Origin of the sequence: Terrabacter sp. LjRoot27, from assembly GCF_964254175.1 — a bacterium.
Classification (GTDB): domain Bacteria; phylum Actinomycetota; class Actinomycetes; order Actinomycetales; family Dermatophilaceae; genus Terrabacter.
Genome location: NZ_CAXUSS020000001.1, coordinates 3,790,743 through 3,803,714, shown reverse-complemented (window position 1 = coordinate 3,803,714; position 12,972 = coordinate 3,790,743). Strand labels below are relative to the sequence as shown.

Sequence of the window (12,972 nt, the reverse complement as noted above, 5' to 3'; positions counted from 1 at the left end):
GGTCGGCTCGGTCGTCGTTCGCGGTCGGCGTTCATGCATCACTCCGGCGGGGCCAGCGGGTGGGGGGACGGTGACGTGCTGACGGCACCGGAGGGGCCTGCGGTTCCCGGGTCCGCGGCATCGCCCGACCCGGGCGGCGGGGCGACCCGCACGGGGTCCGGCCCGAGGCCGAGGACGCCACCGCCGGACGCCTGGCCGAACTTCTGCTCGAGGAAGGCCCCGTGCACGATGATCGCCTCGGCGTCGGCACGGCAGACGGCGTCGTAGACCTTGTCCATCGTCGTGCCGAGCAGGTCGAGCTGGTCGACGAGAAGCATGACCGAGCTCTTGCCCGCGGCGATGGGGCGGGTGTCGGCCCAGTCGCGCGGGAGGCGCAGGTAGTTGCCGATGGCGACGGGCAGGTAGTCGGTGGCGGTCGCCATGACGCTGAAGCCCTGGCTGCTGCCGAGGCCGAGGTTGTCGAGGCGCGGCAGGGTCTGACGCACGATGCGGGTGACGCGCAGCAGGCGCGAGAGCACGACGCCGGGCACCTTGCCCTCGCGGGCCTGTGTCTCGATGGCGTCGAGCGCCCCGAGGAGCTGCTCGGTGGTCGGTGGCCCCGAGCGCACGGGCTCGGGTGCCTCGGGCCTGTCCAACCCGAACCACGACCGGATCCCCACTGCGTTGTCCCCTCTGGTGTGTCGCGCGCGTCGACCGTCGACCGGCCACGCACATCCTGCTCCACGGGTCGCGCCACGGCGACCTCGCCTCACCTCACCCGCGTCGCGGCCCCGTCACCGGCTCCCGGTCGGGCTTGCCATCTGCAACCACCTCACCGGCCGGAGCCGAGGTCGAGCAGCCCGGGCGCGGAGTTCTCGGCGCGGCGCGCGTCCTGCTTGGACACGCGGTCGAGGTAGGTGCGCGACTTGGCGACCTCGGTCTCGAGGGTGCCGATCGTCGCGGCCATGTTGTCGAGCGCCCGCACCTTGAACTGGTCGATGGTGTCCATCGTCTCGTAGATGTTGGCGAAGGCCTTCTGCAGCGACTCGATGGAGAGCGTCGAGCTCGCCGACTGCTCCTGGATGCGGGCCGAGTTCTGCTTGAGCGCCTCCGACGTGCGCTCGATGATGCCGGAGGTCGTCGTGTTGAGGGCCGTGATCTGGTCGAGGACGAGCTGCTGGTTGTTGAGCGCCTGGGCCACGATGACGGCGGTGCGCAGGGCCGAGACGGTCGTCGTCGTCGCGCGGTCGACGCCCTTGATGAGCTCGATGTTGTTCTTGATGATGATGTCGATCGCGAGGTAGTTCTGGATCGAGACCGCGAGCTGGGTCAGCAGGTCCTGGTGCTTCTGGCGGACGTAGAAGAGGACGTCCTCGCGCAGCGCCTTGGCGCGCTCGGGGTCGGTCGTCTCGAGGGTCGCGACCTGGGCGGCGAGCTTGGCGTCGAGCCGCTCGGCGACGTAGACGTACTGGTTGAGCCGGCCCATCGACTCCCAGAGGTTCTTCTTCTCGAGGTTGAGGGCGACGTTGTCCTTGACGAGCTCGTCCTGGCCGGACTGGAGCGAGTGGAGGATGCCGTTGAGGTGGCTCTGCGCCGACTGGTATTTGCGGAAGTAGTCGGTCACCTTGTCGCCGAAGGGGATCATGCCGAGGAACTTCTTGGCGCCGGCGGCCTGGCCCGGGTCGAGGTCCTCGACGGTGCGCCGCAGGTCGAGCAGGGTCTTGCCGACCTTGGAGTTGCCGGACAGGCCGCCCTCGTTGAGCGCCTTGACCGGCATCTGGAGCATCCGGTTGGACGACTCGGCGGCGAACTTGACCTCGTCGTTGCCCATGGTGCGCACGTCGGCGGCCTTGGTCTCCCACTCCGGCGAGCGGGCCGCGGCCTTGGTCAGGGAGTCGAGGTAGGTGTCGACCTTGGCGTCGAGCCCGGGCAGGGCCGCCTCGGGGACGGCCGGCGCCATCTTGGGCGCGGCGGTCTCGGCGACGGCGGCCGTCGGCGCGGGTGCGGTGAGGATGAACGCGTCACCGGGCGGCGGCTCGAGAGGGGCGACCTGGGCGGGCGCGGCTGCCTGGGCGGCGGGCTGGTCAGTCATGTGGAGCGGGTCCTTCCCTCGCGTGCCGGCCACGTCGGCGACGCGACCGAAGTCCCTCGCCCGTCGGCACCGCGGACGGCGCACGACACACGCCTGCGGCGCGCTCCTCGGGCGTACGGCCACTCTACGTGCCGTGCGCCTGCGACGGGTGGGCGAACGCGTGGGTTCCGTCGCGCGGAGACCCCCTCCGGAGAGGGAGCGGCCGCGGCTCGGAGTCAGGGGAGGTTACGAGCCGCGGCCGCGTGCGTGGGGCACCCACACCCAGTTGAACGGACGGGGTTACCCGCCGGTTCCCGCGAGAGCGGCGCCTCCGCGCCGGTGCTCAGTCGAACTGCCAGGAGCGCTTGCTCAACCCGAACCAGAAGCCGTCGATGACGCTCTTGTTGTCGAGGCCGCCGGACTCGTGGGCGGCACCGAGGGTGACGAAGAGCGGCGCGAAGTGCTCGGTGCGCGGGTGGGCCTCGTGGGCGGCGGGGGCCTTGTCGAGGAAGTCGAGCAGGCTGTCGACGTCCTGGGCCCTCATGGCCTCCTGGGCCCAGTGGTCGAACTCCGCGCTGGCTCGCGGGGGCTGGCCGTCGGCGCCGGCGTGCGGGTCGAACCAGCGCAGGTTGTGGGTGGTGAAGCCCGAGCCGACGATCATCGTGCCCTGGTCGCGCAGCGGTGCGAGTCGGCGGCCGATCTCGAAGAGGCCGCGCGGGTCGAGGGTCGGCATCGACATCTGGAGCACCGGCACGTCGGCGTCGGGGAACATCTCCTTGAGCGGGACGTAGGCGCCGTGGTCGAGGCCGCGGTCCTCGTCGCGGTGCACCTCGTGACCGGGCCACGTGAGCAGCTTCGTCACGTCGTCGGCGAGGGTGGGCGCGGCGGGGGCGTCGTAGGTCACGTCGTAGTACTTCTGCGGGAAGCCCCAGAAGTCGTAGGTGAGCGGGGCCCCGGTCGTCGAGCCGAGGGTCGTCGGCGCGTCCTCCCAGTGGGCGGAGACCATGAGCACGTTCGTCGGCTTCGGCAGGTCGGCGGACCACCCGGCCAGCTCGGCCGTCCAGCGCTCGTCGTCGGCGAGCGGCGGTGCGCCGTGGCTGAGGTAGAGCACGGGGGCGGACATGGTGGTTCCTTCCGAAGTTGTTGAAGTCTAAACTACCATGCGGAACGAGCGTCGGCTCGTCATCATTCCCGAGGGCGTATGCCGTCCGCCGGGTTATCGGGGAGGGCCTTTCGGCCCTGTCGCCGGGGCCGTCTCCGTCGAAGGCTGGAGGCATGAACCAGATCGAGACCGTCGAGACCCCCGAGCAGGACACCGCCGTCATCCGGGGTCAGGTGCCCATGGACGACCTGCCCGCCTTCTTCGCGCGCACGTTCGCAGCGACCGCAGCCGCCCTGTCGGCGCAGGGCGTGCCGCCGAGCGGACCACCCTTCGGGCTCTACCACGGGATGCCCGGAGACACCGTCGACGTCGAGGCCGGCTTCCCCGTCGCCTCACGGATCACGGCGGCCGGTGACGTCGAGCCCGGCACGCTGCCCGCGGGCCGGGCCGTCGAGGTGGTCCACGTCGGTCCGTTCGACACGATGGGTGAGACCTACGGCGAGCTCCAGCGGTGGATGGGGGAGCGCGGGCTGCGACCGGGTCCGGACGTCTGGGAGAGCTACCTCACCGACCCCGAGCGCCAGCCCGACCCGGCCACCTGGCGCACCGTCATCCACTGGGCCGTGGCCTGACCGCGCGTCGCTTCCCGGTCCACGCGGGGGACGGCACGAGCCCGTCGGGGAGGGGGGTGGGGAGCGGACGGGAGCGGACGGCATACGCCCTCTCCGGCGGATGCCGGGAGACCGCACTCGCCGTGGGCTGTTACGGTCGGTCCGCGTCCACGTCGGGGCAGCGACGAATCCGCTGCACGTGAGATGCGGGAAGTTGAAGGTGCACCATGGCCGCAGGCAAGGGCCGCAAGCTCGTCATCGTCGAGTCGCCCGCCAAGGCGAAGACCATCGCCGGCTACCTCGGGGGCGACTTCGAGGTCGAGGCGTCGGTCGGTCACATCCGTGACCTGCCCAACCCGTCCGAGCTGCCGGCCGACATGAAGAAGGGCCCGTTCGGCAAGTTCGCCGTCGACGTCGAGAACGGCTTCGAGCCGTACTACGTCGTCGACCCGGACAAGAAGAAGAAGGTCGCCGAGCTCAAGCGCCTCCTCAAGGACGCCAGCGAGCTCTACCTCGCCACCGATGAGGACCGCGAGGGCGAGGCCATCGCGTGGCACCTGCTCGAGGCGCTCAAGCCGCGGGTCCCCGTGAAGCGCATGGTGTTCCACGAGATCACCCGCGAGGCGATCCAGCGCGCCGTCAACGACACCCGCGAGATCGACACCGCGATGGTCGACGCGCAGGAGACCCGCCGCATCCTCGACCGCCTCTACGGCTACGAGGTCAGCCCGGTCCTGTGGCGCAAGGTCCGCCAGGGCCTCTCGGCCGGCCGCGTCCAGTCCGTCGCGACCCGCATGGTCGTCGAGCGCGAGCGCGAGCGCATGGCGTTCGTCCGCTCCTCCTACTGGGACGTCGAGGGCGACTTCACGCCCGACAGCGCGAGCCAGCAGTTCACGGCGCGCCTCTCGTCCGTCGACGGCGTCCGCGTCGCCACCGGTCGCGACTTCGCCGACGACGGCCGCCTGACCGGCAAGGGTGTCGTCCACCTCGACGAGGCGCTCGCGACCCGCATCGCCGAGGCCTGCCTGCCGCTCACCGCGCGCGTCACCGACGTCCAGGAGAAGCCCTACACCCGCCGCCCGTCGGCGCCGTTCACGACCTCGACCCTCCAGCAGGAGGCCTCGCGCAAGCTGCGGATGAGCAGCAAGAACGCGATGCGCGTGGCGCAGCGGCTCTACGAGAACGGCTACATCACCTACATGCGTACCGACAGCACGACGCTGTCGGACGCCGCGATGACCGCCGCGCGCAGCCAGGCCCGTGACATGTACGGCGCCGAGTACGTCCCGGACAGCCCGCGCCGCTACGAGAAGAAGGTCAAGAACGCCCAGGAGGCCCACGAGGCCATCCGCCCCGCCGGCGACCGCTTCCGCTCGCCGGCCCAGGTCGCGGGCTCGCTCCGCGGCGAGGAGTTCGCGCTCTACGAGCTGATCTGGAAGCGCACCGTCGCCTCGCAGATGGCCGACGCCCGCGGGTCGACCGCCACCGTCAAGCTCGCCGTCGACACCGCGCTCGAGGGCGCGCAGTCCGTCGAGTTCAGCGCCAGCGGAACCGTCATCACCTTCAAGGGCTTCCTCGCCGCCTACGAGGAGGGCCGTGACGACGAGTCCGCCGCCCGCGCCGACGCCGCCGCCGAGGAGCGACGCCTGCCCAAGCTGAGCGCCGGGGTCCCGCTCGAGGTCGTGCGCGCCGAGGCCGACGGCCACGAGACGAGCCCGCCCGCGCGCTTCACCGAGGCCACGCTCGTCAAGGCGATGGAGGAGCGCGGCATCGGCCGACCCTCGACGTACGCCTCGACGATCGGCACCATCCAGGACCGCGGCTACGTCTTCACCAAGGGCCAGGCCCTCGTGCCGACGTGGCTCGCCTTCGCCGTGACGCGCCTGCTCGAGGAGCACTTCGGCAACCTCGTCGACTACGAGTTCACCGCTTCGATGGAGGAGGACCTCGACCGCATCGCCAACGGCGACGAGGGCCGCGTCGAGTGGCTGGGGCGCTTCTACTTCGGCGAGGACGCCAGCTCGGCCGCGGGCCTGCGCAGCCTCGTCGAGGACCTCGGCGAGATCGACGCCAAGGAGATCAGCACGATCCCCATCGGCGACGGCATGGTCGTGCGGGTCGGCCGCTACGGCCCCTACGTCGAGGAGCTCGTGCCCGCCGGCGTCGACCTCGCGACGGGCGAGGTGGCCGAGGGCGCCGAGGTGCCGGCGACGCCGCGCCGCGCGACGATCACCGACGACATCGCGCCCGACGAGATGACCCCCGAGAAGGCGCGCGAGCTGCTCGAGGTCGCCGCCGACGACGGCAAGGTGCTCGGCAAGGACCCCGAGACCGGACGCGACATCATCGCGCGCGCCGGCCGCTACGGGCCCTACGTCACCGAGGTCATCGAGGACGACGACGCCGCGGTGAACGGCGCCGACAAGCCCAAGGCCAAGAAGGCCGCCAAGGTCAAGCCGCGCACGGCCTCGCTCTTCAAGGACATGGAGCTCGCGACGCTCGACCTCGAGTCGGCGCTCAAGCTGCTCTCGCTGCCGCGCGTCGTCGGCGTCGACGCCGAGGGTGTCGAGATCACCGCGCAGAACGGTCGCTACGGCCCGTACCTCAAGAAGGGCACCGACTCGCGGTCGCTGACGACCGAGCAGCAGCTCTTCGACATCACCCTCGACGAGGCGCTCGCGATCTACGCCCAGCCCAAGCAGCGCGGGCGCGCCGCGGCCGCCCCGCCGCTCAAGGAGCTCGGTGCCGACCCCGTCAGCGGCAAGCCCGTCGTCGTCAAGGACGGCCGCTTCGGTCCCTACGTCACCGACGGCGAGACCAACGCGACGCTGCGCAAGGACGACGACCCGGAGGCGATCACCCCGGAGCGCGGCTACGAGCTCCTCGCCGAGAAGCGCGCCAAGGGCCCGACGACCCGCAAGCGCGCCGTGAAGAAGACGGCGAAGAAGACCGCGAAGAAGACCACCTCGCGCACGACGAAGAAGGCCGCCGCCAAGAAGGCCTGAACCGCGCGACCGCTGTGACGGGGCGGCCACTCGACCATCGAGTGGCCGCCCCGTCACACGTCACGTGGCCACCCCCTGGTCGAGTGGCCCCGTCGTCACAGGACCGAGTGCCCGCACCTCGTCGAGTGGCCGCTTCGTCACGTGACCGGGTGTCCCCACCTCGTCGAGTGGCTCACTGCGTATGCCGTGAGGTGGCCCTCCCTGCGGACGGTGCCGTCGCGCTAGCGTCGGGTCGTGATCGAGACCCGACGTCTGGAGCCCGCCGACCGGGAGCGGTGGGAAGAGCGCTTCCGTGCCTACATCAGCTTCTACGAGCGCGAGCTCGACCAGGCGGCATACGACAGGGCATGGCGTGAGATCTCCTCTGGGACAAGGCTGCACGGCCTCGGCGCGTGGCTGGACAGCGAGCTCGTCGGGATCACCCACTTCCTCGTGCACCCCAGCTCGAGCGAGCCCGACCTGTGCTACCTCGAGGACCTCTTCACCGACCCCGCGGTGCGTGGTCGCGGCGTCGCGAGCGCCCTCATCGGTGCCGTGCGCGACTGGGCGCGCGAGCAGGGCTGCGGCAGCGTCTACTGGCAGACCCACGAGTCCAACGCCGTCGCCCGACGGCTGTACGACGAGGTCGCGGCGTTCGAGGGCTACGTCGTCTACACGCTGCCGGTGGGGGAGCCTGGCCGCAGCGTCACCCCGCGGTGAGAGGCTGAGGGCATGTCAACCGTTGTCTTCGTCCACGCCCACCCCGACGACGAGGCCTCTCAGTCCGCCGGCTCGATGGCGCGCGCCGTCAGCGAAGGCCACCGCGTCGTGCTCGTCGTCGCCACCAACGGTGACCACGGCGACGCGCCCGACGACCTCGCCGACGGCGAGACCGTCGTGCAGCGGCGCCGGGCCGAGGCCGCAGCGTCCAACGCCGTCATCGGCACCCACCGCGTCGAGTTCCTCGGCTACGCCGACTCCGGCATGACCGGGTGGGCGCAGAACGACCACGAGGAGAGCTTCGCCCGGGCCGACACCGAGGAGGCGGCGCAGCGCCTTGCCGCGGTCCTGCGCGAGGAGGAGGCCGACGTCGTCGTCGGCTACGACTGGCACGGCGGCTACGGCCACCCCGACCACGTCAAGGTGCACGCGGTCACGAGGCGTGCGGCCGAGATCGCCGGCACGCCCCGCTACCTCGAGGGGTCGATGAACCGCGACGCGATGATCCGCTCGCACGAGGCGGCGATCACCGCGGGTCTCGACGTGGCGGAGTGGGACCCGAGCCAGCCGATGGACGACGGCAACCCCCTCGGCAGCCTCGAGAGCGAGCTGCACTGGGCGTGCGACGTCAGCGAGTTCCTCGAGGTCAAGCGCTCGGCGCTCAAGGCGCACGCGAGCCAGTCCGACGCGCAGGGGATGCTCCAGATGCCCGCGGAGATGTTCGCCGTGGCCTTCGCGTGGGAGCACTACATCGAGCCCGGCCGTCCCGACGGGATGGTGGCCGGTTGGTTCCTCGACGGGTGACCGTCCGGTAACCTACTCGCGGTAACAACGCCGTTTCCTCCGGAGGGACCTCCCGATGCCCGAGATCGACTTCACGACCGCCACCGCCGAGCAGATCGCCGCCGTCGAGCCCGGCGAGTTCATCCGCATCGTCAAGGAGATGTCCGACAAGGACGTCAAGGAGGTGATGGAGAGCGGCAACCGCGGCCCGATCGTCGACGCGATCTTCCGGCGCATGCCCGAGCTCTTCCGCCCCGACCGCGCCGGCTCGACGACGGCGACCACGCACTGGAGCATCACCGGCCGCCCCGACGGCGGCGCCGACGAGTGGACCGTGCGCTTCGCCGACGGCACGTGCACGACGGTGCCCGGCCACGACGGCGACTCGACGCTGTCGCTCGCCATGTCGCCCGTCGACTTCGCGAAGGTCATCACCAAGAGCGGCAACCCGGTGATGATGTTCATGACCGGCAAGATCAAGGCCAAGGGCGACCTCGGGCTCGCGGCCAACATCGCGAACTTCTTCGACATCCCCAAGGTCTGAGGGCTCGCGGTGGTGGAGTTCTCGCTCGCCCTGAGCGACGACCAGACCGAGCTGCGCGACTGGGTGCACGGCTTCGCCGCCGACGTCGTGCGGCCCGCGGCGGCCGAGTGGGACGCGCGGGAGGAGACGCCGTGGCCGGTCATCCAGGAGGCCGCGAGGAACGGCCTCTACGGCTTCGAGTTCCTCGCCCAGTGCTGGTCCGACCCGACCGGCATCTCGATCAACCTCGCCAACGAGGAGCTCTTCTGGGGTGACGCCGGCATCGGCATGTCGATCTTCGGCACGACCCTCGCCGTCGCCGCGATCTACGGCTCCGGCACCCCAGACCAGATGGTCGAGTGGCTGCCCCAGTGCTACGGCGACGCCGACGACCCGAAGCTCGGGGCGTTCGCGACGACCGAGCCCCAGGCCGGGTCCGACGTCGGCGCCATGCGCACCCGGGCCCGCTATGACGAGGCCACCGACGAGTGGGTGCTGGACGGCCAGAAGGCCTACATCACGAACGGCGGCATCGCCAACGTCCACGTCGTCACGGCCGTCGTCGACCCCGAGCTCGGGTCGCGCGGGCAGGCGGCCTTCGTCGTCCCTCCCGGCACGAAGGGACTCGAGGGTGCCAAGAAGCTGCGCAAGCTCGGCCTGCGCGCCTCGCACACGGCCGACGTCTTCCTCGACGACGTCCGCGTGCCCGGCTCGTGCCTGCTCGGCGGCAAGGACAAGCTCGACGAGCGGCTCGCCCGTGCCCGCGAGGGCACGTCCTCGAGCGGCCAGGCGGCGATGAGGACGTTCGAGATCTCCCGCCCCACGGTGGGGGCGCAGGCGCTCGGGATCGCCAGGGCGGCATACGAGTACGCCCTCGACTACGCCAAGGACCGCGTCGCCTTCGGCCGGCCCATCATCGAGAACCAGGCGATCGCGTTCGCGCTCGCCGACATGCGCACCGAGATCGACGCGGCCCGGCTGCTCGTGTGGCGCGCGTCGTGGATGGGCCGCACCAACCAGCCGTTCACGGCGGCCGAGGGCTCGATGAGCAAGCTCAAGGCCGGCGAGGTCGCGGTCGCCGTCACCGACAAGGCCGTGCAGATCCTCGGCGGGGCCGGCTACGTCACCGACCACCCCGTCGAGCGGTGGTCGCGCGACGCGAAGATCTACACGATCTTCGAGGGCACGTCCGAGATCCAGCGCCTCGTCATCGCGCGCGCCATCAGCGGCGTCCGCATCCGCTGACCCCACCCGTCGAGAGGCCATCCGCGGCCGCCCCCGACCGGTCGAAAGACCAGCTCTCGCGAGGAGAGCTGGGCTTTCGACCGGTGCCGAGGGGCCAGACGTGGCCTCTCGGCGGTCGGGGTGCGGTGGCTAGACGACGAGGTCGAGGAGCAGCACGAGGACGAGGCCGGTCACCGACAGGATCGTCTCCATGACCGACCAGGACTTGATCGTCTCGCCGACCTTGAGGCCGAAGTACTCCTTGACGAGCCAGAAGCCCGCGTCGTTGACGTGCGAGAAGAAGACCGAGCCGGCGCCGATGGCGAGCACCATGAGCGAGACCTGCGTCGTGGGCATCCCGGCCGCGAGCGGGGCCAGGATGCCGGACGCCGTGACGGTCGCGACCGTCGCGGAGCCCGTCGCGAGGCGGATGAGCACGGCGACGAGCCAGGCGAGCAGCAGCACGGAGAGGCCGCTCTGCGCGATCCAGTCGGCGACGAGCTGCCCGATGCCGGTGTCGACGAGGGTCTGCTTGAAACCGCCACCGGCGGCGACGATGAGCAGGATGCCGGCGATCGGGCCGAGCGAGGCCTCGAGGGACGACCCGACCTCCTTGAGGCCCATGCCGGCACCGCGCCCGAGCGTGAACATCGCGAGGATGACGGCGATGAGCAGCGCGATGAGGGGCGTGCCGAGGAAGTCGAGGACGGTGCGCGCGGCCGTGCCCTCGGCGGAGAGGATGTCGGCGAGCGCCTTGCCCATCATGAGGACGACCGGCGTCAGGACCGTCAGGAGCGTGATGGCGAACGACGGGCGCGGTCCGGTCTCGGACTCACGCGACTCGAAGAGCTCGGGCGCGGGGACGTCGACCCAGCGGGCCGCCAGGCGTGCGAACCACGGGCCGGCCACGGCGATCGTCGGGATGGCGACGAGGATGCCGAGGCCCAGGGTCACGCCGAGGTCGGCCTTGAGGGCGTCGATGGCGACGAGCGGGCCGGGGTGGGGCGGCACGAGGCCGTGCATGGCCGAGAGTCCGGCGAGTGCCGGGATGCCGACACGGATGAGCGACAGCCCCGAGCGGCGCGCCACGAGGAAGATGACGGGCATCAGCAGGACGAGGCCGATCTCGAAGAACATCGGCAGGCCGATGATGGCGCCGACGCCGGCCATCGCCCACGGCAGGGTCCGTGGGCCGCTGCGCCCGATGATCGTGTCGACGATCTCGTCCGCGCCCCCGGAGTCGGCGAGCAGCTTGCCGAACATCGCGCCGAGGGCGATGAGGATGCCGACACCCGCAGCCGTGCTGCCGAAGCCCTTGGTGAAGCTGTCGAGCACGTCGGCCATCGGGACACCGGCGACGGCGCCGACGGTGAGCGAGCCCAGCGTCAGGGACAGGAACGGGTGCAGCTTGAACCGCACGATGAGCACCACGAGGACGGCGATGCCGAGCAGGGCCGCGGGGACCAGCCGGCCGGCCGGGATGGCTGGGAGGTCGTCGGCGGCGAGCGCCGACACGGGCAGGAGCGAGAGCAGGTCGGTGGTCATGAGCGGGTCGCTTCCGGGTCGCGAGGATCGAGGAGGGTGAGGGACTGCGTGACGAGGTCGTCGACGCCCTGGTCGACGTCGAGGACGGCCCCGCGCTCGTCGGGCTCGAGGGGCTCGAGGGTCGCGAACTGCGACTCGACGAGGGCGGCAGGCATGAAGTGCCCGGGCCGGCCGGCGACGCGGGCGGCGATGACGTCAGGGTCGCCGTGCAGGTGCACGAAGAAGACATGGGGCGCCGCCGCGGCGAGGACGTCGCGGTAGGAGCGCCGGAGCGCCGAGCAGCTCGCCACGCCACCGCCTGCCGCGTGGTCGGCCAGCCAGGTCGCGATCGTCGCGAGCCACGGCCCGCGGTCGTCGTCGGTGAGGGGCACTCCGGCGGACATCTTGGCGATGTTGGCCGCGGGGTGGAAGTCGTCGGCGTCCGCGAAGGGGACGCGCAGGCGCTGTGCGAGGGCCGCGCCGACGGTGGTCTTGCCCGAGCCGGACACCCCCATGACGACGACCAGGGGAGGTGGGTGGTGCTGCATGTCTCCGTGACTCCTTCGTCCGGCTCGAACGACGTCTTCGTCGAGTCGCTGGCCCCTAGGGTGCAGCAACAAGAGCGTCTTATCAAGCCCTGATGCCGAATAAAACAGTTTTAACCCAGCGCGCGCTCGAGCAGGACCGCCGTGTGTCAGGCTGACCCCGTGCCCACCGAACGTCGCCCCGCGCTGCACGCGAGCGTGCTCGACGACCTCGGCCGCCAGGTCGCCACCGGTGAGCTCCCTCCGGGCACGGTCCTGCGCATCGACCAGCTCGACGAGCGCTACGGGGTGTCCCGGTCCGTCGTGCGCGAGGCCGTCCGGGTGCTCGACTCGATGGGACTGGTCGAGGCCCGCAAGCGCGTCGGCGTCCGCGTCCTGCCGAGCACCTCGTGGAACGTCTTCGACCCGCGGGTCATCCGCTGGCGCCTCGACGGGCCGGGGCGTGAGGAGCAGCTGCTCTCCCTCGGCGACGTGCGCCGCGGCGTCGAGCCCGTCGCGGCCGAGCTCGCTGCCGCCAGGGCCACCCCCGACCAGTGCGGGGCCCTCATGGGCGCGGTCATGCAGATGGCCGTGCACGCCAAGTCCGGCGACCTCGAGGCCTACCTCGTGGCCGACCAGCTCTTCCACTCGACGCTGCTCGCCGCCTCCGGCAACGAGATGCTCGCCGCGCTGTCCGACGTCGTCGGCGAGGTGCTCGCCGGTCGCACGCACCACGACCTGATGCCGGCCACGCCCAACCCCCTCGCGGTGCGGCTGCACGGTGACGTCGCCGAGGCGGTCCAGTCAGGCGACGGCGCCGCCGCGGCGGCGGCGATGCAGGCCATCATCACCGAGGCCAGCGACGCCCTGCGCGAGACGGACGCCTAGCGTCCTGCACGCATACGTCTTCCGACATGCCCGCTCCGG

At 71.3% G+C, this 12,972-nt stretch carries 12 protein-coding genes; 7 read left to right on the top strand and 5 right to left on the bottom strand.

The window, feature by feature from the left end; translation table 11 throughout:
- Positions 1-38: 38 nt before the first annotated feature.
- From ACSQ2D_RS17535 to ACSQ2D_RS17525, 3 genes are all read right to left on the bottom strand, one after another.
- A complete protein-coding gene (locus ACSQ2D_RS17535) occupies positions 39-608 on the bottom strand; it encodes a hypothetical protein (RefSeq protein ID WP_435987204.1) in 570 nt (189 codons plus the stop codon).
- A gap of 203 nt (positions 609-811) precedes the next feature.
- The gene (locus tag ACSQ2D_RS17530) at positions 812-2,071 is read right to left on the bottom strand and encodes a toxic anion resistance protein (protein WP_435987203.1); all 1,260 of its coding nucleotides are present in this window, start codon (positions 2,069-2,071) and stop codon (positions 812-814) included.
- A gap of 322 nt (positions 2,072-2,393) precedes the next feature.
- The gene (locus tag ACSQ2D_RS17525) at positions 2,394-3,173 is read right to left on the bottom strand and encodes a dioxygenase family protein (protein WP_435987202.1); all 780 of its coding nucleotides are present in this window, start codon (positions 3,171-3,173) and stop codon (positions 2,394-2,396) included.
- A gap of 152 nt (positions 3,174-3,325) precedes the next feature.
- Here ACSQ2D_RS17525 and ACSQ2D_RS17520 point away from each other — a divergent pair, with 152 nt between their 5' ends.
- From ACSQ2D_RS17520 to ACSQ2D_RS17495, 6 genes are all read left to right on the top strand, one after another.
- On the top strand, positions 3,326-3,784 hold the full coding sequence (locus tag ACSQ2D_RS17520) for a GyrI-like domain-containing protein (protein WP_435987201.1): 459 nt from the start codon (positions 3,326-3,328) through the stop codon (positions 3,782-3,784).
- A gap of 206 nt (positions 3,785-3,990) precedes the next feature.
- Positions 3,991-6,768 carry a type I DNA topoisomerase gene (topA, locus tag ACSQ2D_RS17515; RefSeq protein ID WP_435987200.1) on the top strand — a complete coding sequence of 926 codons (2,778 nt, stop codon included), beginning with the start codon at positions 3,991-3,993 and terminating at the stop codon, positions 6,766-6,768.
- A gap of 234 nt (positions 6,769-7,002) precedes the next feature.
- A complete protein-coding gene (locus tag ACSQ2D_RS17510; protein ID WP_435987199.1) occupies positions 7,003-7,467 on the top strand; it encodes an N-acetyltransferase family protein in 465 nt (154 codons plus the stop codon).
- 12 nt (positions 7,468-7,479) lie between these two features.
- Positions 7,480-8,271 carry a PIG-L deacetylase family protein gene (locus ACSQ2D_RS17505; protein ID WP_435987198.1) on the top strand — a complete coding sequence of 264 codons (792 nt, stop codon included), beginning with the start codon at positions 7,480-7,482 and terminating at the stop codon, positions 8,269-8,271.
- 55 nt (positions 8,272-8,326) lie between these two features.
- Positions 8,327-8,794 carry an SCP2 sterol-binding domain-containing protein gene (locus ACSQ2D_RS17500; RefSeq protein WP_435987197.1) on the top strand — a complete coding sequence of 156 codons (468 nt, stop codon included), beginning with the start codon at positions 8,327-8,329 and terminating at the stop codon, positions 8,792-8,794.
- 9 nt (positions 8,795-8,803) lie between these two features.
- Entirely contained in the window at positions 8,804-10,018 is a 1,215-nt protein-coding gene (locus tag ACSQ2D_RS17495) for an acyl-CoA dehydrogenase family protein (RefSeq protein ID WP_435987196.1), read from the top strand.
- Between the two features lie 129 nt (positions 10,019-10,147).
- Here the strand turns inward: ACSQ2D_RS17495 and ACSQ2D_RS17490 are convergent, their stop codons facing one another.
- Complete coding sequence (locus tag ACSQ2D_RS17490) at positions 10,148-11,542, bottom strand: GntP family permease (protein WP_435987195.1); 1,395 nt, start codon at positions 11,540-11,542, stop codon at positions 10,148-10,150.
- Complete coding sequence (locus ACSQ2D_RS17485) at positions 11,539-12,069, bottom strand: gluconokinase (RefSeq protein ID WP_435987194.1); 531 nt, start codon at positions 12,067-12,069, stop codon at positions 11,539-11,541. Before ACSQ2D_RS17485 ends, ACSQ2D_RS17490 begins: the two co-directional genes overlap by 4 nt.
- Before the next feature lie 159 nt (positions 12,070-12,228).
- Between ACSQ2D_RS17485 and ACSQ2D_RS17480 the strand changes: the two genes are divergently transcribed.
- Positions 12,229-12,933, top strand: a complete 705-nt coding sequence (locus ACSQ2D_RS17480) for a FadR/GntR family transcriptional regulator (protein ID WP_435987193.1) — start codon at positions 12,229-12,231, stop codon at positions 12,931-12,933.
- The last annotated feature ends 39 nt before the right edge of the window (positions 12,934-12,972 follow it).

Coding starts and splice junctions, on each gene's coding strand:
- ACSQ2D_RS17530 (WP_435987203.1), bottom strand. CDS start 2,071: ATGACTGACCAGCCCGCCGCCCAGGCAGCCGCGCCCGCCCAGGTCGCC.
- ACSQ2D_RS17525 (WP_435987202.1), bottom strand. CDS start 3,173: ATGTCCGCCCCCGTGCTCTACCTCAGCCACGGCGCACCGCCGCTCGCC.
- ACSQ2D_RS17520 (WP_435987201.1), top strand. CDS start 3,326: ATGAACCAGATCGAGACCGTCGAGACCCCCGAGCAGGACACCGCCGTC.
- topA (WP_435987200.1), top strand. CDS start 3,991: ATGGCCGCAGGCAAGGGCCGCAAGCTCGTCATCGTCGAGTCGCCCGCC.
- ACSQ2D_RS17505 (WP_435987198.1), top strand. CDS start 7,480: ATGTCAACCGTTGTCTTCGTCCACGCCCACCCCGACGACGAGGCCTCT.
- ACSQ2D_RS17500 (WP_435987197.1), top strand. CDS start 8,327: ATGCCCGAGATCGACTTCACGACCGCCACCGCCGAGCAGATCGCCGCC.
- ACSQ2D_RS17490 (WP_435987195.1), bottom strand. CDS start 11,542: ATGACCACCGACCTGCTCTCGCTCCTGCCCGTGTCGGCGCTCGCCGCC.
- ACSQ2D_RS17485 (WP_435987194.1), bottom strand. CDS start 12,069: ATGCAGCACCACCCACCTCCCCTGGTCGTCGTCATGGGGGTGTCCGGC.